General features: G+C 66.3%; 14 protein-coding genes and 3 pseudogenes. 9 read left to right on the plus strand and 8 right to left on the minus strand.

Going from position 1 to position 18,495, the window contains the following annotated elements:
- The first annotated feature begins 190 nt into the window (after positions 1–190).
- The 3 genes from HUN07_RS15740 (at position 191) to HUN07_RS15750 (ending at position 3,853) form a co-directional block, all read left to right on the plus strand.
- Complete coding sequence (locus HUN07_RS15740) at positions 191–1,447, plus strand: NAD(P)/FAD-dependent oxidoreductase (RefSeq protein WP_174910849.1); 1,257 nt, start codon at positions 191–193, stop codon at positions 1,445–1,447.
- A gap of 160 nt (positions 1,448–1,607) precedes the next feature.
- Positions 1,608–3,251, plus strand: a complete 1,644-nt coding sequence (locus HUN07_RS15745) for a PucR family transcriptional regulator (RefSeq protein WP_174910852.1) — start codon at positions 1,608–1,610, stop codon at positions 3,249–3,251.
- A 146-nt stretch (positions 3,252–3,397) separates the two neighbouring features.
- The gene (locus tag HUN07_RS15750) at positions 3,398–3,853 is read left to right on the plus strand and encodes a RidA family protein (RefSeq protein WP_174910855.1); all 456 of its coding nucleotides are present in this window, start codon (positions 3,398–3,400) and stop codon (positions 3,851–3,853) included.
- Between the two features lie 391 nt (positions 3,854–4,244).
- Here the strand turns inward: HUN07_RS15750 and HUN07_RS15755 are convergent, their stop codons facing one another.
- Positions 4,245–4,535, minus strand: a complete 291-nt coding sequence (locus HUN07_RS15755; protein ID WP_174910859.1) for a hypothetical protein — start codon at positions 4,533–4,535, stop codon at positions 4,245–4,247.
- A 7-nt stretch (positions 4,536–4,542) separates the two neighbouring features.
- On the opposite strand from HUN07_RS15755, the gene HUN07_RS15760 reads away from it, so the two are divergent.
- Positions 4,543–4,848, plus strand: coding sequence for a hypothetical protein (locus HUN07_RS15760; protein WP_174910862.1), 306 nt, complete (start codon positions 4,543–4,545; stop codon positions 4,846–4,848).
- On the opposite strand, the pseudogene HUN07_RS27655 reads toward HUN07_RS15760, so the two are convergent.
- Positions 4,838–5,081, minus strand: a pseudogene (locus HUN07_RS27655) (hypothetical protein); the annotation flags it as partial. The gene HUN07_RS15760 and the pseudogene HUN07_RS27655 overlap by 11 nt on opposite strands.
- A 1,793-nt stretch (positions 5,082–6,874) precedes the next feature.
- Between HUN07_RS27655 and HUN07_RS15765 the strand changes: the two are divergent.
- The 3 genes and pseudogenes from HUN07_RS15765 to HUN07_RS15775 all read left to right on the plus strand — a co-directional run.
- A pseudogene (locus HUN07_RS15765) lies at positions 6,875–7,030 on the plus strand (integrase core domain-containing protein); the annotation flags it as partial.
- 413 nt (positions 7,031–7,443) lie between these two features.
- A complete protein-coding gene (locus HUN07_RS15770; protein WP_174910864.1) occupies positions 7,444–8,787 on the plus strand; it encodes an SLC13 family permease in 1,344 nt (447 codons plus the stop codon).
- Between the two features lie 342 nt (positions 8,788–9,129).
- Positions 9,130–9,341, plus strand: a pseudogene (locus tag HUN07_RS15775) (helix-turn-helix domain-containing protein); the annotation flags it as partial.
- Between the two features lie 112 nt (positions 9,342–9,453).
- On the opposite strand, the gene HUN07_RS15780 reads toward HUN07_RS15775, so the two are convergent.
- The 4 genes from HUN07_RS15780 to HUN07_RS15795 form a co-directional block, all read right to left on the minus strand.
- A complete protein-coding gene (locus tag HUN07_RS15780) occupies positions 9,454–11,583 on the minus strand; it encodes a glycosyltransferase family 39 protein (RefSeq protein WP_174914774.1) in 2,130 nt (709 codons plus the stop codon).
- A 20-nt stretch (positions 11,584–11,603) separates the two neighbouring features.
- Positions 11,604–12,839: a bifunctional glycosyltransferase family 2/GtrA family protein gene (locus HUN07_RS15785; protein ID WP_174910867.1), complete on the minus strand. Its 1,236-nt coding sequence runs from the start codon at positions 12,837–12,839 to the stop codon at positions 11,604–11,606.
- 160 nt (positions 12,840–12,999) lie between these two features.
- On the minus strand, positions 13,000–14,430 hold the full coding sequence (locus HUN07_RS15790; RefSeq protein WP_302675456.1) for a sensor histidine kinase: 1,431 nt from the start codon (positions 14,428–14,430) through the stop codon (positions 13,000–13,002).
- Positions 14,431–14,432: 2 nt separating this feature from the next.
- Complete coding sequence (locus HUN07_RS15795; RefSeq protein WP_174910869.1) at positions 14,433–15,134, minus strand: response regulator transcription factor; 702 nt, start codon at positions 15,132–15,134, stop codon at positions 14,433–14,435.
- A 146-nt stretch (positions 15,135–15,280) separates the two neighbouring features.
- Between HUN07_RS15795 and HUN07_RS15800 the strand changes: the two genes are divergently transcribed.
- Together HUN07_RS15800 and HUN07_RS15805 are read left to right on the plus strand one after the other, a co-directional pair.
- Positions 15,281–15,589 carry a PadR family transcriptional regulator gene (locus HUN07_RS15800; protein ID WP_174910872.1) on the plus strand — a complete coding sequence of 103 codons (309 nt, stop codon included), beginning with the start codon at positions 15,281–15,283 and terminating at the stop codon, positions 15,587–15,589.
- 146 nt (positions 15,590–15,735) lie between these two features.
- Complete coding sequence (locus tag HUN07_RS15805) at positions 15,736–16,179, plus strand: hypothetical protein (protein WP_174910874.1); 444 nt, start codon at positions 15,736–15,738, stop codon at positions 16,177–16,179.
- A gap of 399 nt (positions 16,180–16,578) precedes the next feature.
- Here the strand turns inward: HUN07_RS15805 and HUN07_RS15810 are convergent, their stop codons facing one another.
- Both HUN07_RS15810 and HUN07_RS15815 read right to left on the minus strand, forming a co-directional pair.
- Positions 16,579–17,712 carry an IS701 family transposase gene (locus tag HUN07_RS15810; protein WP_174910877.1) on the minus strand — a complete coding sequence of 378 codons (1,134 nt, stop codon included), beginning with the start codon at positions 17,710–17,712 and terminating at the stop codon, positions 16,579–16,581.
- A gap of 112 nt (positions 17,713–17,824) precedes the next feature.
- Complete coding sequence (locus tag HUN07_RS15815) at positions 17,825–18,391, minus strand: TetR/AcrR family transcriptional regulator (protein ID WP_254622539.1); 567 nt, start codon at positions 18,389–18,391, stop codon at positions 17,825–17,827.
- Between the last annotated feature and the right edge of the window lie 104 nt (positions 18,392–18,495).

Below are 18,495 nucleotides of genomic sequence, written 5' to 3' on the forward strand. Positions count from 1 at the left end.
GACACAGGGAACGTGCATGGAGCGCCAGCCCGCCACAACGGCCATCGACGGCATCGCCGCTGTTCAGGGCATCGATTGTGCTGTCAGCACTGGCTGCCGACGAAGTATTGGAGCGACAGCACGGTGACTCGCCGCCCTTTCACCCAGATGATCGTGTGACGGCAAACACGTTTCGAGAAGAGGTGCGTTCATGAGGCTCTGCCCAACGACTCCACAGCGGGTCTGCATCGTCGGTGCGGGGATGGTCGGGTTGTCCACGGCATGGTTCCTGCAGGAACGGGGTGTCGAGGTTACAGTGCTCGACCGCAAGGGAATTGCGGCCGGGGCGTCGTGGGGTAACGCCGGGTGGATCACCCCCGGAATCAGCACTCCATTGCCCGAGCCGGCGGTGCTGCGGTACGGGGTTCGTGCGGTGCTCAGCCCATCCTCGCCGGTGTACGTACCGCCGACATTGAACCCTCGTTTGATTCGTTTTCTCGCGTCATTCGCCCGGCACAGCACCGCGGCGCGGTGGCGTGTCGCGATGGAGGCCCTGGTCGGGATCAACCAAGGCGCACTGTCCGCGTTCGACGAACTAGCGGACGGCGGCGTACAGGCGAGGGCACACGAGGCGAAATCCTTTCTGGCAGCGTATCGGACACCGGCGGAGCGCACTGTCCTGCTCGAGGAAATCGAGCACATTCGTGCAGCCGGTCAGGGAATCGAGTTCGACGTCCTGTCGGGTGACGACGCACGCGGGGTGGAGCCGTCGTTGTCCGACGAAGTCGGCGCCGCGATCCGACTGCATGGTCAGCGGTTCATGAACCCCGGCGAGTTCGTGCACAGCCTCGCGGATGCGATCCGAGAGCGCGGGGGCACGATCTGTGAGGGCGTTGACGTCAACGGTGTCTTCGATGACGGTAGCGCCGTTCGGATTTCAGCCCCCACAGGTGATGTGGGACAGTTCGACGCCCTGGTACTCGCGACCGGAACATGGCTCGGCGACATTGCGCGCGACTTCGGCGTCCGCATACCCGTGCAGGCCGGTCGTGGATACAGCTTCAGTGTCGCGATCGACCACGTTCCTGCAGGCCCGGTCTACTTCCCGGCACAGCGGGTGGCATGTACGCCACTCGGAGATCGTTTGCGGGTGGCCGGGATGATGGAGTTCAAGACACCCGACGCTGCACTGGATCGGCGGCGGATCGCGGCGATCGTGGAGGCCGCGCGACCTCTGTTGCGGGGCGCCGATCTCAACGCGCGTCGCGACGAATGGGTCGGTTCACGTCCGTGCACGCCGGATGGCCTGCCGGTGATCGGAGCAACCCGCTCGCCCCGCGTGTTCGCCGCAGGCGGTCACGGTATGTGGGGTATCACCCTCGGGCCGGCGACGGGACGTCTGCTCGCGGAGACGATCACCACCGGCCGAACAGCGACCGAGCTCGCACCGTTCGATCCGCTCCGGTGACCGGATCAGTTGTGGAGGTGGAGACTCCCCGGCGGCCCAGCGCATCGATCTCGGTCCGTCGATTCCCGACAAACGAGCGATACTGTGGAAGTGCGACTGCGCATGGCGGGTCCCAGGAGACTCGGCACGGCCGAGTCTCCTCCGTCACCGAGGAGAACCGATGATCAACGTCAGCGCCTTGATCGACTCGCTGGGCGGGGCCCTTCTTCGCCCGATCGTCTCCGGTCAGCGCGATCAGATCCACGACGTCACCCTCGCCGATGCCGACGACACATCCTTCGACCACCCCGGCAGCCTCGTCCTGGGTTTCGGAGTCGACTGCGCGGCCGCCGCTGTCGAACTCATTGATCGAGCAGTCCGCGCCGAGGCCTGTGCCGTGGTCCTCAAGGCACCCTTGGCCGAGGACCCGGGCGTGGCCGGCCCGGCCGCCGAGCTCGGCGTCGGTCTGATCGAACTGCAACCGCAGGCCTCGTGGACGCATCTGGTGTGGTTGACACGCAGCATCCTCGATCACTCCACGACGCTCGCACGATCCGAGATCCAGCACGATCCCAGCAACTACGGTGAACTGTTCGCCTTCGCCGACGCCGCAGCGGCCACCATCTCCGCACCCGTCACCATCGAGGACGCCCATTCGCGGGTGCTCGCCTACTCCGAACTCCAGGACACCGCCGACCCTGCCCGCATCTCCACCATCGTCGGACGCCGCGTCCCGGAGCCAATCGTGCGGCACTTTCGGTCCCGAGGAGTGTTCCGACGACTGCAGTCATCCGACGAGCCGATCTGGGTCGACGCTGGTCCCGACGGCGTACTTCCGCGGTTGATCATCCCTATCCGCGCCGGACGAGAACTCCTCGGCTCCATCTGGGCCGTCGATCCCGGACCTCTCCCCGATGACCAGGTCCACGAACTGACCCGTACCGCATCGGTGGTAGCGCTGCACCTCCTGCGTCTGCGCGCGCAGTCCGGCGCCGCACGCAGAATGACCGTCGACCGTCTCCGCGCGGGACTGCTCAGCCCAGACAACACAACGGACCTGCGGTTGCCGCCCGGCCCGTGGCGCGTCGTCGCATTTGCCGACGCTGCCACCGAAGCGCAACCGGAGTACCGGCTACACCTGTGGGAGTCGGTCATGACGCGCTACGGCTGGCCCCAACCACTGCTCACCTCAATCGAAGGCACTCCGATGGCCGTGGTCACCGACACGGGGTCTGCACGCACCGCAGGGAGCTGGGCGTGGCTCCAGGCATTGGCCGACGACACGTACGCGTACGACAACACCGTGTCGATCCTCGCCGGGCGACCCGCACACACGACACACGATCTTTCCCGATCATGCGCGGAGGCAACCGAACTCATTTCACTGGCCCGGAAAGGACGGGCCGCTACACCGTCGACGACGTATGAGGAATCCTGGCATGAAGTCGTAATCGCACGAACTCACGCGGCACTGCTCACGGAACCACCGCTCGGCGCAGGACCTATCCAGCCCTTGGTCGACCACGACGCTGAACGAGCAACCGATTACGTCACAACCCTGGCCGCGTTCCTCGTGCACTACGGCGAACCGAAGCGTGCCGCACAGTCGCTCCATATCCACCCGAACACGTTGCGCTACAGAATCAAGCAGATAACCGACCTCATCGGACTCGACTTGATGGACGCCAGGCTCCGCCTGGCCATCGCGGTCCATCTGACGTCCATCCTGGATGCCGCCGACAGCGCCGCCTCCGTTTCTCCTGAAGAGGCTGCCGTAGAACCACTTCCGGACGAACAGCCGACCAGCGACGATCGTCAGTGTTGATCGGCTAGCCGGCATTTCCTATCTCTTTCCAACCATCACCAAGATCCGAATCCGACAACCCAGGGAGCGCAACTATGTCCTCGACACCACCCACCGCAACCACGCCCGACGCGGGTTCGAACTCGGAATCGGACGCGGACCCGTCGATGTCGTGGGCGGACATCCTCACCGAGTTGGGGTACGCGTTACCGGCGACCACAGCACCGATAGGTGCGTATGTGCCGGCCGTTCGGACCGGCAACCTGGTGTACACGTCTGGCCAACTGCCTGTGGTAGACGGTGTGATCGAACGGACGGGCAAGGTCGGCCGCGACGTTTCAGTGGCGGACGCATCGAGCGCCGCTGAGATCTGCACGCTGAATGCGCTCGCTGCGATCGATGCTCTCGTCGGTCTCGACGCGGTCGTGCGAATCGTCAAGGTGGTCGGATTTGTCGCGTCCGCAAACGATTTCGCCGGCCAGCCAGACGTCGTCAACGGGGCATCGAATCTGCTGGCAAATGTATTCGGCAACGCCGGTGCACATGCTCGATCGGCAGTCGGCGTCGCGGAACTACCTTTGAATGCACCCGTCGAAGTTGAACTCGTCGTCGAGGTGGCCTGACCACGAATACGGAAGGATGGCGGTGGTCGCGACAGTCGTCAGTCTGACACATACCCCCGAAACGACAACAGCCCCGAGCCGACCCGAGTTTCAGGTCGGGGCTTGATCCCATCGGAGAGTGACTCGCGATGGACATCGGACGTAGAACCCTTGTCGCAGCGGTCGGCCCGATTGTGTCGTCCTGCCTGGGCGGGGCGCTGGCGCCGGAGGGCCCCTGCCTGGGCAGCCACACCGGCTACGGGGCGACTGTACGAACACGACAGCCTCGGCCTGTGGCAGCATCCGTCGGCAGTCGAAGCGGTACTCGCCGAATGTGTTGCTCTGCGGGTGCGGAGACACAGTTCGTTTCTGCTCGCGGGCCTGTATCGCCGTAGTGTCCTGTCCATACCGTTCAGAAGGTGATCACGCGGCCCTGCCCAATCCGGATCCGGAGGCTCACCATGACCCATCCGACGTCGACCAAGACGGCGACACGACGTATGACAGAGACGCGGCGCAGTCCCTGCCGCAGCTGCGGCTGAGTCTCCCCGCGGTCCAGCACAACGTCGATCTCATGGCGGCGTGGTGCCGCGACCGCGGCGTCGAGCTGTGCCCGCGCATCAAGACGACGATGACCCGGCCCATCGTCCAGAGACAGCTGGACGCCGGCGCGTGGGGCGTCACGGTCGCCACGGTTCGTCAAGCCTCCATTGCCCTCGAATGGGGGCGCTGCCAATCCACTGAGGGTCCTCGTCGACGTCGGGACCCCGGGCGGGCGAACCGGAGTCCGGGACGCCCCGGCGGCGCTGGGCCTCGCCCGGGAGTGTGAGAACGCGCCGGGAATCGCCCTCGCGGGCGTCGCGGGGTACGAGGGCGTTCGCCCCAACCGGCGGGACGCGGACATCGTCGCGCAGGTCGATGCGCATTGCCGGGAGACGGTGGACGCCTTCCGCGCGGTGTCGCCGTGGATCCAGACCGACAGCGCCCTACGGGGGGAACTTCGGATCATCGCGTGATGCGCATAGTGATCAGCGAGTTGTGTTGAAGGCAAGCTGATTTCGACATGCTGGGCAACCGCTCGGTCGGTTCGGTGGCGCGCTGCTTGGCTGCGATCGCAGCCCGCAGTCGTCCATGCCGTCGTCGGAGACGTAGCGTCGAGTGACTCGCCGCTCGTCGTGTTGTTCGATGACAATGACTGTCACCAATGGAGGACGCGGCCGTGGGGAAAGATCTCCACGACGTCGGCTCTGAGTTGATCTCCTTGGACGGCAAACTCTGCGGCGCCGACCCCTCCCGCATCGTGGGATCATCCGTTTCTGAAATTCACTTCTTGCAGATTCGCCTGCCGAATCCTGACATCTTGCGACTTTCGGATCGCAAGTGCTCGTCGACACCTTCAATATGGTCGGTCGTTCGTTTGCAATTTCTTCTGATTTATGAAGACCTGCAACAGAGTTCGCAAACGAAAGTGACCGCCAGCGCCCGCTGTCCTATCCTTTCCAGGTCGCCCTCCCCCGGGGTGACGTTCGTGGCTCCATTCCCCCAGCGTGGTGTCACATGGGTGGCGCTTCTCGCTTCCGAGAGTGCAGGCACCACCCTTCTATCGACTGATCGCCCTGCCACCGGCGTGACCAGGCGGGGCGATCAGTCCACAAGGGCCGCCCCTGGCTGCCGTTGGCGTCCCGTCCAGCGAGCTGTGCCGCATAGGACTGCTTGCAACACAGGGCGAAGCGGGCGGTTGCGCAAGTATCGACCCGATCCACCCGATCTGAACCCGAGAGGCGGACCGAAGTGTTCACGACAGTCGTCGTCCTGGCTGCTCTCGTCCTGGCTGTCGGCGGTGTCGTCATGGTGGTGATCGCTGCACCCCGCAACCGGAGCCCAGGTCCACGTTCAGCAAGACGAACCGGAGACGAATCTCCCGAGATCGACGACAGGTAGTAGCTCGCGCCGGGTCGTCGAAGGCGGTCAAGAGCTCGGGCCCAGACCAGGATAGGTATACAAACAGGTAATAGTGCCGTAGTCCCTGAGCCGCCGATAGGTCAAGCTGAGGTAGTCCTGATCAGCCCGACTTCGACGAGGGTGAGGAACGATGAACGGCGGACTCGAGGCATTCTTGACCTTGGTCGTCTGCAAGTGGCGCTTCGCCTCGATCGGCCGAGGTCGTAGGCAGTCAATCCTTTGGGCCCCACTGCCGCATCGACCGGAAAGGCGGCTGTACGAGTATGACAGCCTCGGCTTGTAGCGGCGCCTCACGATGCCCGCGTGACGAACTTCTCGACGTATCAGATGTTACGTGCCGATTGAGACCCGCCTTTTGCTGACCCAGCCTGTCGGGAGCGTGGATGATGTTGTGCTTCGGCCTCCAAAGCGTTTGTGAGGACAGCCTGCTGGTCCGATCGGCGCCCGCGCCGCCTCGGCGCGCCAAGTTGGTCTAGTTCGGCGCAGACCGCACGCAGGGACCATCGGTAGGCCCAGGCGTTGTCGGTGATCAGCCGACCCCGCTGACGCTACCGATATTCCATAGCTGTCGCAGGACCGCTCTCACCACAATTGTGTCGAACATTTGATTCACAGACCGGACTGAAGGTCGGGAACCTGGCGTCAGCTGGATGTTCCTGAAACTCGACGCGCAGACCGGGCATCACGCGGTGTTGGCCACGGACCCACGCGAATGTCCACTGGCCAGAGTCCAACGCAATGATCGTCATCCTGCACGGAGCGGGCTGCCGCGTGCGCGGCGTCTCTTGGATTGGCCGAAGGGCCACGACCGTGCCCTTCTTCGATGGGTTCCAGGTGGCGTGCAGGTCGGCTACTGGTTGCAGGTTCTCGCCAGGCATCTAGGTCGCTCCCTGAGGTGGGCTGTTCGAGCAGATCCACCCTGTCGCACCCGGACAGAAAACCGCACCGGTAGAAATACCTGGTTAGGTACCTATATCGGCACTCGACGCAATGAGTCCGCGTCGGGTACCAACAGTGTTGCGACGGCCCCTTGAAACCGCCTGCTTCGGGGAGAGGCGTTTCGTCGTTCTCGGGTCACTGCGTCGGGTGCAAACCGAATGGGCCTACCGGCAGGTCTTCACCACCAACGCCGAACGCGCCGCGGCACTTGCACCCTAGCTCAAGCGCGGCAACACTCGACGACGCCACAGCGCACTCGGAGGCCTTCCTCCAATCAGCCGCCTGGCACCAACCTGGTGGCCGGGTACAGCTAGTACCGCAACCACAGTTTGTGATGTCGGCCCGTCGCCGATAACGCTCGTCGTCGCGGAAGCGGCCGACGCGTGCCAGTGGGACGGCACCCCGTAGCACCCTTCGGGGTGATCGCCCATCTCCGGCGCCCAGACCTCGGTAGGTCAATGAATCCCGCACAGGCACAGCAGTTCTCGCTGGTGCCGAATTTCTCGCGTCACAGCCGTGGCGGTCGTCGACTGCGCCGGGCCGTTGGGTTCGTTTCGCCGTGGGCGCGCCCATCAGCTTCAGGGTCTCTGTACAGCAGAGCGGTGTTGCCATCTGAGGAAAACTTGCCTACGTTATGAGCGCAACGGGTGTGATCGGCGTCTCATCTTGCATCACTCGTGAAGTGCATTAGTTGTCGCGTAGGAGGTTCAATGTCCATCGACGTCCTCGGAATCGTCGTTCTCGCACTCATATTCGCGCTCGGGACATGGCGGTCGGTCAATCTCGGTGCGCTGGCGCTGATCGGAGCGGTGGCGGTCGGCACGCTGGTTGCAGGAGTTGGACTCGACGAGATCTACGAAGGGTTCCCGGCCGATATCTTCGTGCTTCTGGTGGGAATGACCTTCCTGTTCGGCGTCGCCACGGCCAACGGCACCGTCGAATGGGTCGTAGACCGAGCTGCCCACCGCGTAGGAGACCATGCGAAGGTGCTGCCCTGGGTGCTCTTCGCAGTCGCTGCGGTGCCGACTACGGCCGGAGCGCTGGGGCCGGCCGGCGTCGCCATCCTCGCTCCTCTGGGTCTTCGACTCTCACAGCGGTACAACATCAATCCGGTCCTGACCAGTTTGATGATCGTTCACGGTTCCGCGGTCGGGAACTTCTCGCCGGTCAATGTCCTCGGGGCTATCGTCAACCAGACGATGGAACGAGAAGGCCTGTCGTCGAATCCGCTGCTGTTGTTCGCCGGCAACCTGGCATTCAACGTCATGCTCGGCGGAGTGATCTACTGGATCTACGGCGGCGCGCTTCGCCGCCGCGGCGCTGATCGCTCGGACACCACTTCCGGGTTGCCGGACCCGACCGGCGGCGACGTCGCGCAGGTGCCGGATGGTTCCGGCGCCGTTGCGGTGCAGGGAGCGGCGGCCACGACGATCGCACCTTCCCGAAGCCTGCCCACACTCACGTCCCCGCAGATCGTCACCATCGGAGCCGTCCTGGTCGTGGTCGCGGGCGCCATGATCTTCGGGTTGGACATCGGCGTGTTGGCATTGACCGCCGCGGTGGTGTTGCGGCTGGTCACGCCGAAATCGAGTGAAGGAGCAGAGAAATCGATCTCGTGGAACGTTGTGCTCTTGATGTGCGGAATCATCACCTATGTCGCGCTGCTGCAGCACATCGGGACGATAGGTCGGATCGGTCACGCCGTCGCCGGCTTGAGTCTGCCTCTCCTCGCCGCATTCATCATCTGCCTCATCGCCGCAACGGTTTCCGCGTTCGCGTCCAGTGCGGGCACACTCGGAGCCTTGATTCCACTCTCCGTTCCGCTGTTGGCACAGGGGGAAGTTCCCGTGCTCGGATTGATCATCGCGCTGGCGGTGTCCGCCACGGCCGTCGACGCGACCCCCTTCTCCACCGTGGGCGCATTGACGGTCGCCAACGCCCCGGTCTCTCAGCAGCAACGCATCTTCAGTGGCATTCTGCGATGGGGTCTGTCGATGATCATCGTCGCACCGGTCGCCGCATGGCTGATGTTCGTGCTCGTCCCGAGCCTGTGATCCTGCGTTAGTGTTCTGAGTCAGGAATTGCATTCACAATTGCCGAATGGGCGAATGGCGCGTACCGGGTGGCCGAAGGCCGAGTTGACACAACGCGGTCCCGTGCGACACCACGCCCACTGGATACCGCACTCGAAGCAGCCAGGGGGCGAGTCTGACGGTTTCTCGTTCCACGAGTCCATCACCGTGTTGTGGTAGCGGTTGCCTTTGCATGACATCGACTGCGTCGCACCGGCATCGGCCAGCAACCGTCGCCAGGACCGATGCTGATACTGGGCGGATTCAACCGGTGGTCGCAACACCTTGATGACGGAGGTGTTGATGGGCAGGCCAGCGGGATGGATGAAGGATCTCACGGGCCGGTCGCCGATGAGGTCGCCTGGCGCACCGTCGCATCGACGGGAGGAGGAGATTGTGCTACTGAAGGCCCAGGGAGCTGGGGTGCGTGAGATCGCCCGGGCGGTGGGACGGGATCCGTCGACCATCTCACGGGAGCTGCGTCGCAACGCGGCAACCGCGGCGGCAAACTGGACTACCGGGCTACGGTGGCGCAGTCCACGACAGTCAGGACAACACGAAGCCCCGTCATCCTTGACTACCTGCTCCGGTCCGTCGACGGGTGCCGACGGACCGAAGCAGGTGATCGCAGCGGTGCGCGTACGCGCCCTACCTCGCTCCTGTCAGGGGCGCGGTCAGGTCGTACATCGGCATCCCGTCGACAGTGGTCGACGCGAAGTTCTGCTTCACCCATTCGGTGATCTGTGCGCCTGTGCCGACGCCGCCGGGTCCTATCCCGGCCATTTCCATGCCGTCGCCGATGAAGTAGTGGATCCGGCCCTCGGCCACGTACCGCTGGAACTGCGCGAGGGTCGGCGAGGGATCGGTACCGTTGAACCCGCCGATCGGCATCACAGGGCGGCCGGTGGCCAGCTGGTAGCCGGCGGCGCTGTTCGAGCCGGTCGTAGCGGCCGCCCAGGTGTACCGGTCTGCGTCATGTTCGAGCAGTTTGGTCATCTCAGCGCTGGGCTCGCTGCCGTGCAGCAACCCGCCGCCGGGGCCACCCCCAATCTGATCTAGCCCGACTGGCTGGCTTCCCGCAGGTGCTGCCGGCTGGTTCCCGGCGGGGCCGCCCGGCGCGGACCCCGGGCCGGGGGCCCCGGTGGCAGGGCCGGGCGACGGGATCACCACCGCCCCGCCTGGGCCGACGACAATCAAGCCCGCGCCGGAATACTCGGCAAGGTCGAATGGCAGGGCCGAGTCGCTGGGCCCTGCGGTGGGTATCGCGCCCCCGTGTGGGGTCCTGATGGTGTCGGCCGCGTACGCGGCCGGGCCCGCCAGCCCGGTGAGCACCGCCGCCGCCGCGGTCGCCGCTGCCAGCCGCCCGCTCAGGCGCGGCCACAGCAGTGCCACCGCCGCGAGTATCCCGACCACCAGCACCACCCAGCGCAGCCAGGGCAGGAAGGATTCGCTGCGCCCGAGCAACTCCCACGACCATACGGCGGTCGCGGCAAGGGCGCCCGCCAGCACGACGCGGACCCGCCAGTCGGTGCGCCGCCGCCAGGCCAGTACCGCACCCGCGCCGACCAGAGCGCCGACCTGCGGGGCCATCGCGATTGTGTAGTACGAGTGGAAGATTCCGGCCATGAAGCTGAACACCAGTCCGGTGACAAGCAGCCAGGACCCGAACAGCACGAACGCCGCCCGTCCGGGATCGATACGGGCACTCCTGCCGCACAACACGATTCCGATCACGCCGAGGATGAGCGCGGCTGGTATCAGCCAGGAGATCTGACCGCCCTGCTCGAGGTCGAACATCCGGGTGATCCCGGTACTCCCCCACGTCCCGCCGGGGCCACCGGCCGGCAGTTCACCCAATGGGGGCACACCGGCGGCCGCGCCCGGTCCACCGACCGGCAGTTCACCCGATGGGGGCATCCCGGCGGTCTCTGCGCCCGTTCCCAAGTTCATGAGGGCGCTGCCGAGTTCGTTGCCGTTCAGGCGGCCGAGGCCGTTGTAGCCGAGGGTCAGCTCCAGGATCGAGTTGTTTTGTGAGCCGCCGATCCAAGGCCTGGACTCGGCGGGCCACAGCTCGACCGTCAGCAGCCACCAGCCGGCGGCGACGACCATCGCGGCCAGTGCCGCGAACAGTTGCGCGATCCGGGCGCCGAGGCGGGGCGGCCCGAACAGCAGGTAGGTCAGCGCGAGTGGCGGCACCACCAGCATCACCTGCAGCTGTTTGGTGAGGAAGCCCAGCCCCACCAGCGCGCCGGTCAGGACCAGCCAACGGGTGCGGCCGTCCTGCACCGCCCGCAGCAGCGCCCAGGCCGAGGCCGTCATGAGCAGCACCAGCAGCGCGTCAGGGTTGTTGAACCGGAACATCAGCACGGCCACCGGTGTCAATGCCAGCACCAGCCCGGCGAGCAGTCCTGCGGCTGCGCCGAAGAACCGCCGCACCGTCGCCCACAAGAGCGCGACTGTGGCGACGCCCATCAGTGCCTGCGGCACCAGGATCGCCCACGAGCTGAGCCCGAACAGCCGCACCGACAGCGCCATCACCCACAGCGAGGCGGGCGGCTTGTCCACGGTGATCGAGTTCGCGGCGTCCGACGAGCCGAAGAAGAAGGCCTTCCAGGACTCCGAACCCGCCTGCACCGCAGCGGAATAGAACGAGTTGGCCCAGCCGGAGGCGCCGAGTCCCCACATGTAGGCCACCGCGGTCCCGATCAGCAGCGCCGCCAGCAGCCACGGCTCGGGGTTGCGGCGACGCGGGGTCGGCTCGGGCGCCGCGGCCTGCATCGACGTGGCTTCGACGGTGGTCACCGGGCGGCTCCTTCGAGGTGGTTTCGGAACACCCGACGCAGGGCGACGAAACGAGTGAGAGTGGCAATCAGATTCGCGGCCACCAGCACCGCCAACTCGAGATGCTTGGAGGCGTCGGGCAGCCAGTGGTGCAGGGCAAACAGGGATCCGCTGGTCAGAGCCAGGCCGACCGCGAACACCGCGAGGCCCTGGGCCTGGTGTTTGGCGGCATCCGCGCGGCCGCGCACTCCGAAGGTGAACGCCCGGTTGGCTGCGGTGTTGAGCACCGCGGTGATCAGCAGCGCGACGAGATTCGCCGCCTGGGCACCGATCACGGGATGCAGTGCCAGGTAGAGCACCGCGTACGCGACGGTCGAGGCGGCCCCGACCGCGGCGAACCGGACCAGCTGCCCGACCATGCCGTGCGGCACCCCCGGCACCAGCGGCTCGCGGCCGAGGCTGGTGCGTAACGCGGCGACCGGCAGAGCGCCGGTGGCCAGTGCCCGGCCGACCCGGAGCACGCCCTTCAAGTCGGCGACCGCGGTCGAGACGATGTCGACGGTGCTGTCGGGGTCGTCGACCCAGTCCACCGGCACCTCGTGGATGCGGAGCCCCACCCGCTCGGCGAGCACCAGCAGCTCGGTGTCGAAGAACCAGCCGGTGTCCTCCACCAGCGGCAGCAGCTGTCGGGCGACGTCGGTGCGCATCGCCTTGAATCCGCACTGGGCGTCGGAAAACTTCGCCCGTAGCGCACCGCGCAGGATCAGGTTGTAACAGCGCGAGATCGCCTCACGCTTCGGCCCACGCACCACACGGGAGGAGCGCGTGAGCCGCGAGCCGATCGCGACGTCGGAGTGTCCCGACACCAGCGGCGCCACCAGCGGAAGCAGCGCGTTGAGATCGGTGGACAGGTCTACGTCCATGTAGGCGACGACCTCCGAGTCGGAGGCGCTCCACACGGTGCGCAGTGCTCGGCCGCGGCCCTTCTCGTCGAGGTGCACCACACGGACGGAGTCGAACTCCTCCGCCAGCCGGTTCGCCACCGCGAGCGTCGCGTCGGTGCTGGCGTTGTCCGCCACCGTGATCCGGCTCGGATATGGGACGGATCCGTCCAAGTACGCGCGCAGCCTGCGCACGCAGGGCTCGAGGTCGCGTTCCTCGTTGTAGACAGGGATCACCAGGTCGAGAGTGACGGTGTCCGTACGGTCGGGCGGCGGCCGATCTCGTTGGTGGAAAATCGATTTCGTCGTCATGGCCGCAATGGTGCTGAACGAACCTGTGATGGCTCTGGACTGCGGCTGGCAGCTTCCTGTGCGCGCTCGCCGCGCTGGGTGGTACGGCGTAGGCGGGAGTATGGCTCCGAGAACCCGCTGCGCGAGCGTGGTCACGGAGCCACTGCCCCCGATGGAGCGTTCAGTCTTGCCGCTCGATCCGCGGCAGCAGCACCCGGAACACCGCGCCCTCCCCCTCGGCGGACTCCAGGGTGACGGTGCCACCGTGCGCGGACACCAGCGCCGCGACGATGGACAGGCCCAGCCCGCTACCGCCGCTGCTCCGGTTTCGTGAGGCGTCGACCCGGTAGAACCGCTCGAACACCCGCTCGGCCGCTTCCGGGCCCAGTCCTGGACCGGTGTCGGCGACCTCGAGCACCGCGTTCGGCCCCTCCGTGCCGACCCGCACCATCACCTCGGCGTCCTCCGGTGTGTGGCTCAGGGCGTTGCCGACCAGGTTGCCGAGTACCTGACGCAGCCGCGCCACGTCACCGAGGACCTCGGCCAGCCCTGGGCCGCCGAGCACCTCGAGGCCGATCCGCCGCCCGGGAGCCACGGCCCGCGCGTCGTGGACCGCGTCCGAGGCCACCGCGAGCAGATCCACCGGGGCCCGCTCGATCGGGCGCTCGGCGTCGAGGCGTGCGAGCATCAGCAGGTCCTCGACCAGCAGACCCATCCGGGCGGCCTGCCCTTCGATCCGTGCCATCACCACCGCGGTGTCGGTCATCGCGCCCTGCCGGTACAGTTCGGCGAATCCGCGGATCGTGGTCAGCGGGGTACGCAGCTCGTGACTGGCGTCGGCGACGAACCGGCGCATCTTCTCCTCCGACCGGCGCGCCGAGTCCTCAGACGCCGCGGTGGCCGCGAACGCGGTTTGGATCTGCGCCAGCATCCCGTTGAGCGCGGCCGACAGCCGCCCCACCTCGGTCCCGGCGCCGCGGTGGTCGGGGACCCGGCGGTCCAAGTCGCCCGCCGCGATAGCTGCGGCAGTGTGCTCGACCTCGACGAGCGGACGCAGGCTCCGCCGCACAACGAAATAGCCGAGCACCCCCAGGACCAGCAGCACCACGGCCCCGATCACGACCTGGAGGATCACCAGTCGCTGCACGGTGTCGTCGACGTCGGACAGACTCACCGCCACCGTCACCTTGCCCATCGGCGAGGAGTTGGCCAGCGCCCGCCAGCGCTGCCCGGGGTCACCGACAGAGCCGACCGTGACCGGCTCCGGCCCCAGGTCCTGCGGTAGATCTGGTTGTTTGAAGTCGTCGTTGATGACCAACTGGGTCTGGCCGGCGGGGGCCTGGGTGAGGACGAAGAAGGGGGTCGGTGGCCGGTCGGGCGCGGGCAGCGGTAGCGGCAGTGTCATCGGCGGCAGCGGCGACAGAGCCTCGGGTTTCGCCCACCCGTGCGCCGCGTCGCGCAGCGTCGCGTCGGTGCGGGCGATCAACGAGTTCTCCAGCGACGAGGTAACCGCCACCCCCGACGCGAACAACCCGAGACCCGCGAGGAGCACGAGTGCGGCCATCAGCATGAACCGCAATGGGATCTGACGGACCCGGCGCCCCACCACCATGCCTACCGCTGCTCGCGCATGACGTAGCCGACGCCGCGCAACGTGTGGATCAACCGTTTCTCCCCGGTGTCGATCTTTCGGCGCAGGTACGACACGTACGTCTCGACCACCCCGACCTCACCGCCGAAGTCGTAGTGCCACACGTGGTCGAGGATCCGCTGCTTGCTCAGCACCACACCGGCGTTGACCATGAAGTACCGCAGAAGGGTGAATTCAGTCGGGGACAACGAGGCCGTCTCGCCCGCCTTCCACACCTCATGTGTTTCGTCGTCGAGTTCGAGGTCGGCAAAGCGGATCCGCGCGGGATCGACCTGCTCGTCACGCGAAGCCCGCCGCAGGATCACCCGTAGTCGGGCGACCACCTCCTCCAGGCTGAATGGCTTGGTCACATAGTCGTCGGCGCCCAGAGCGAGGCCGGCGAGCTTGTCGTCGACAGTAACGCGGGCGGTCAGGAACAACACCGGGGCGTCCACACCGTCGGCGCGCAGTCGACGCAGCAGTCCGAAGCCATCCATGCCCGGCATCGTCACGTCGACGATCAGCGCGTCCGGCCGGAACGCGCGCGCCCGGTCGAGCCCCTCACATCCGTTGGCGGCCGTCTCCACCTCGAAGCTCTGAAACCGTAGGCTCACGGACAGCAACTCGACGATGGTCGGCTCATCGTCGACGATCAATACCCGGGCCGCGGGCTTGGTAACACTCACCCGGCCATCATCGGCGCAGCTCCTGGCCACAGCCTGGACGTTCGCTGTGAACTTCCTGTGAGCCGCCCAGGGATCCGCTCCGACGCCACATGCACTGTAGATGCATGGTGATGACAAATGCGCATCTCTATGTATAGAGTTAGGCCATGAGTACGCGATTACGTAGGACGCCGGCAACGCTCGCCGTTCTCGCTGAACTGTCGAGTTCCGCCGGTCCGATATGGGGATTGCAGATAGTGCGCGAGACGGGACGTCCTGCTGGAAGCGTCTATCCGATCCTCGCCCGCCTCGAAGAGGCAGGGTGGGTGGAGTCCGCGTGGGAGACCGATCAGGCTCACTCAGGACCACGGCGGCGCTACTACACCCTCACCCACGACGGCCGGGCACGCGCGACGGCGATGCTCGCGCCGGCGACTCCCGCACCGGCTGCGATCTATCGAGCGAGGTTGGCATGAGAGCGGCTCGGTGGATGGTCCGGACCTGCGCGCGGTTGACCCCTGCCGCCCGCAGGGATCGCTACCGCGAAGAGTGGCTGGCCGACCTCGGGCACTGCTCCGAGATCGGGGTTCGAACCGCCACAGTTGTTTTCGGAGTTCTATCGATGACCATCCAATCGCAGAAGGCGAGGTTCCACATGACCGATTCGATGAACGCCGTGTCGACCGTCAAGGCGATCGGGCTGCAGATCGTATGCGTGGCGCTGGTACTCGGGGGCGTGCAAGGCTCGTATGCCTGGTGGTCCTACGCCCTGTGGGGTGTCGGATTGGCGGGCTCGGTGTGGATCGCCGTAGCCGCTGCACACGCGGCTGTTCGCGCACCAGCAGCGTCCCGCGCCCGCAGAGCGGCGAGCGCCGCAATCACCGCCTGTATCGCAGTGCTTATCGCGGCGGTCGTCGAGATCAATCTGCACTTCGAAGCGGTAGATGCCGGTTCACCAAACCGTCCGCTCGTAGTGATCATGGTCGCTACCGGATTCGCCGGTGTCGCCGCCTTGCTCACCCTCGCCGGAGCCAGCGTGGCCGCCCTGCAACAGCGGTCGCGCTGATCAGCCGGGGTCAGTCGGGTCGATCGCGGCCTCTCCCGCCCGCGGTCCGCGACACAGACCCTTGATCGCCCTCGGGCTCGTCCTCGATGATGCGACCCGTCTGCAGATCGATGTCGACTTCGCGGTGGACACCCTCGAGATCGATGAAATCCACCATCACGGTGGGCCGACCACCCTCCTCGTCCAGCTCGACACCGAGGATCCCCGGCGTCGGCGGAGGCTGCTAGTACTGCAACGGCACTTATAGCGGGTGTCCGCGGGTTCGGTAGTGGCAGGTGCGGGCCTGGTGTTGTCGGCGTCGTCGCCAGCGTGACCAGGACCAGGCGTGGCCATCGGGGTGGGCGTGTCGGAGGATGAGATGCATGAGCAGGCGGCGGATCTCGGGTACCGTATACGCGATCATGCCCTGATCGTGTGTTCCGGTTCCCCTTTTGCTGCTTCGGTTTTCGTTCCGGCAAGCCAAGCGAGGGCGAGCATCGACAGGGTGGTGTGGGCGTACCAGGCGCGGTAGGTGCGAACCTGGTACTGGTCGAGGCCGGCCTCGTTTTTGGCTTGTTGGAAGCATTCCTCGACCCGCCACCGGGACCCGGCGACGGCGGCGAGTTCAGTGAGCGTGGTGCGGCGCGGCCCGGCACAGATGTAGTACGCGATCTGGGTCGGATCGGAGAGGGACCGGCGTGCGAGGAGCCAGTGCCCACGCCCGGGCGCCCGGGTGATCCGGATCGGGACCCGCGCCCAGGAATACTCGCGCGGCCCGTGGGCGCCGTTGCCGGCGGAGATACGGCGCCATTGCTTCGCGGGGACCTCCTCGATCAGGTGATCGGCGCGGCCGGTGCGGCCGTCGGTGGTGAACACGTCGTCGTTGCGGCGGGTGGCCAGCACATACGACACGTCCCGTTCCTCGAGCCAGGCCCGCAGGTACTTCACCTGACCGTAGGCCTCGTCGGCGGTGACCCAGGAGAACGGAACCTGCGCGTCCAGGGCTCGTTCGATCATGTGCTGCGCCAGTGTGGGTTTGGTCGCGAACTCCACCTCGTCGTCGATTCCCGCGGCGCGGCACCGGGCCCGATCGCAAGTCCAGGATTCGGGTAGGTAGAGCTCCCGGTCGATCAACGCGTGCCCCGCATCGGAGGCGTAGGCGAGGAACACCCCGATCTGGCAGTTCTCCACCCGCCCCGCGGTGCCCGAGTATTGGCGCTGCACCCCGGCCGAGCGGGTGCCCTTCTTCAGGAAACCGGTGTCGTCGACGATCAACACCCCCGAGCGGTCGCCGAGGCGCTCGACCACGTAATCACGGACATCATCACGGACCCCGTCGACGTCCCAGTCCGCCCGCCGCAGCAACCGCTGCATCCCGTCCGGGCTCACCTCACCGGCGCGCTCGGCCAGCGTCCACCCGTTCTTCCGTTCCAGACCCGCAACCAAACCCGAGACATACTCACGCACCCGGCTGCGTGGCTCTGCCCGCGCAAACCGGCCAGATACCCGCTCATGCAACGTATCCAGCTCCGCAGCAACCACATCGACAACCACTCGACAAGTATCGATCACCTGTCAAGCAAGTGCCGTTGCAGTACTAGGACGAAAGGCCGCGCCCTGACGGATATTGCGTCCTAGACCGACGCTTATACCGCGGGCTCGGTCCTCATTCACCAGTGACGGACCGCGCCGCGGCAAGCACGAAGTCGACCAACCGCTCCGCGTACGCATCGAGGTTGGCGAGTTGCAGTTCACGTAGGTGGCTAGGGACGGCCTGGACATGCATCATGGCGGCCCCGCACAAGGTGTCAAGCAGCAAGGTGGCCGAAGTATCCTGGGGCAGTTCGCCTCGTTCGATGGCGCGGGCCACGATGGCGCGGGCGGCGACGGTCTGAGACGAGTTCACCTCGTCCCAATACTCTTTCAAACCGGGGACCAGGGGCGCCTCGAGCATCAGGCGCACCGTCGAGCGGCCGGAGTCCGCGACGTGCAGCCGCAACAGCTGGTTGGCCAAAGACAGGAGTTCGGTGCGCACGTCGTCGAATGCCCGGTCAGCGACCACCCTGACGCGGGAATGGACCGCGTCGATTAACAGGTCAGTGCTGTTTGGCCATCGCAGATAGATCGAAGCCCTGGCCACGCCCGCCTTCTTGGCCACAGCGACGACACTGAACCCCTTCCAGCCGAATTCACCGAAGACCTCCAGTGCAGCGTCGAAGACCCGGCGGTCCACATTGGGATCCCGAGGACGCCCTGCGCCCGATCCCGTGGGCTCCGTCAGTGCCCGTGAGGTAGTGGTCATGAGGACCCAGTCTACGGCCGCCCGCCACCCATTGC

The sequence above is a fragment of the Rhodococcus sp. W8901 genome (assembly GCF_013348805.1).
GTDB lineage: Bacteria > Actinomycetota > Actinomycetes > Mycobacteriales > Mycobacteriaceae > Prescottella.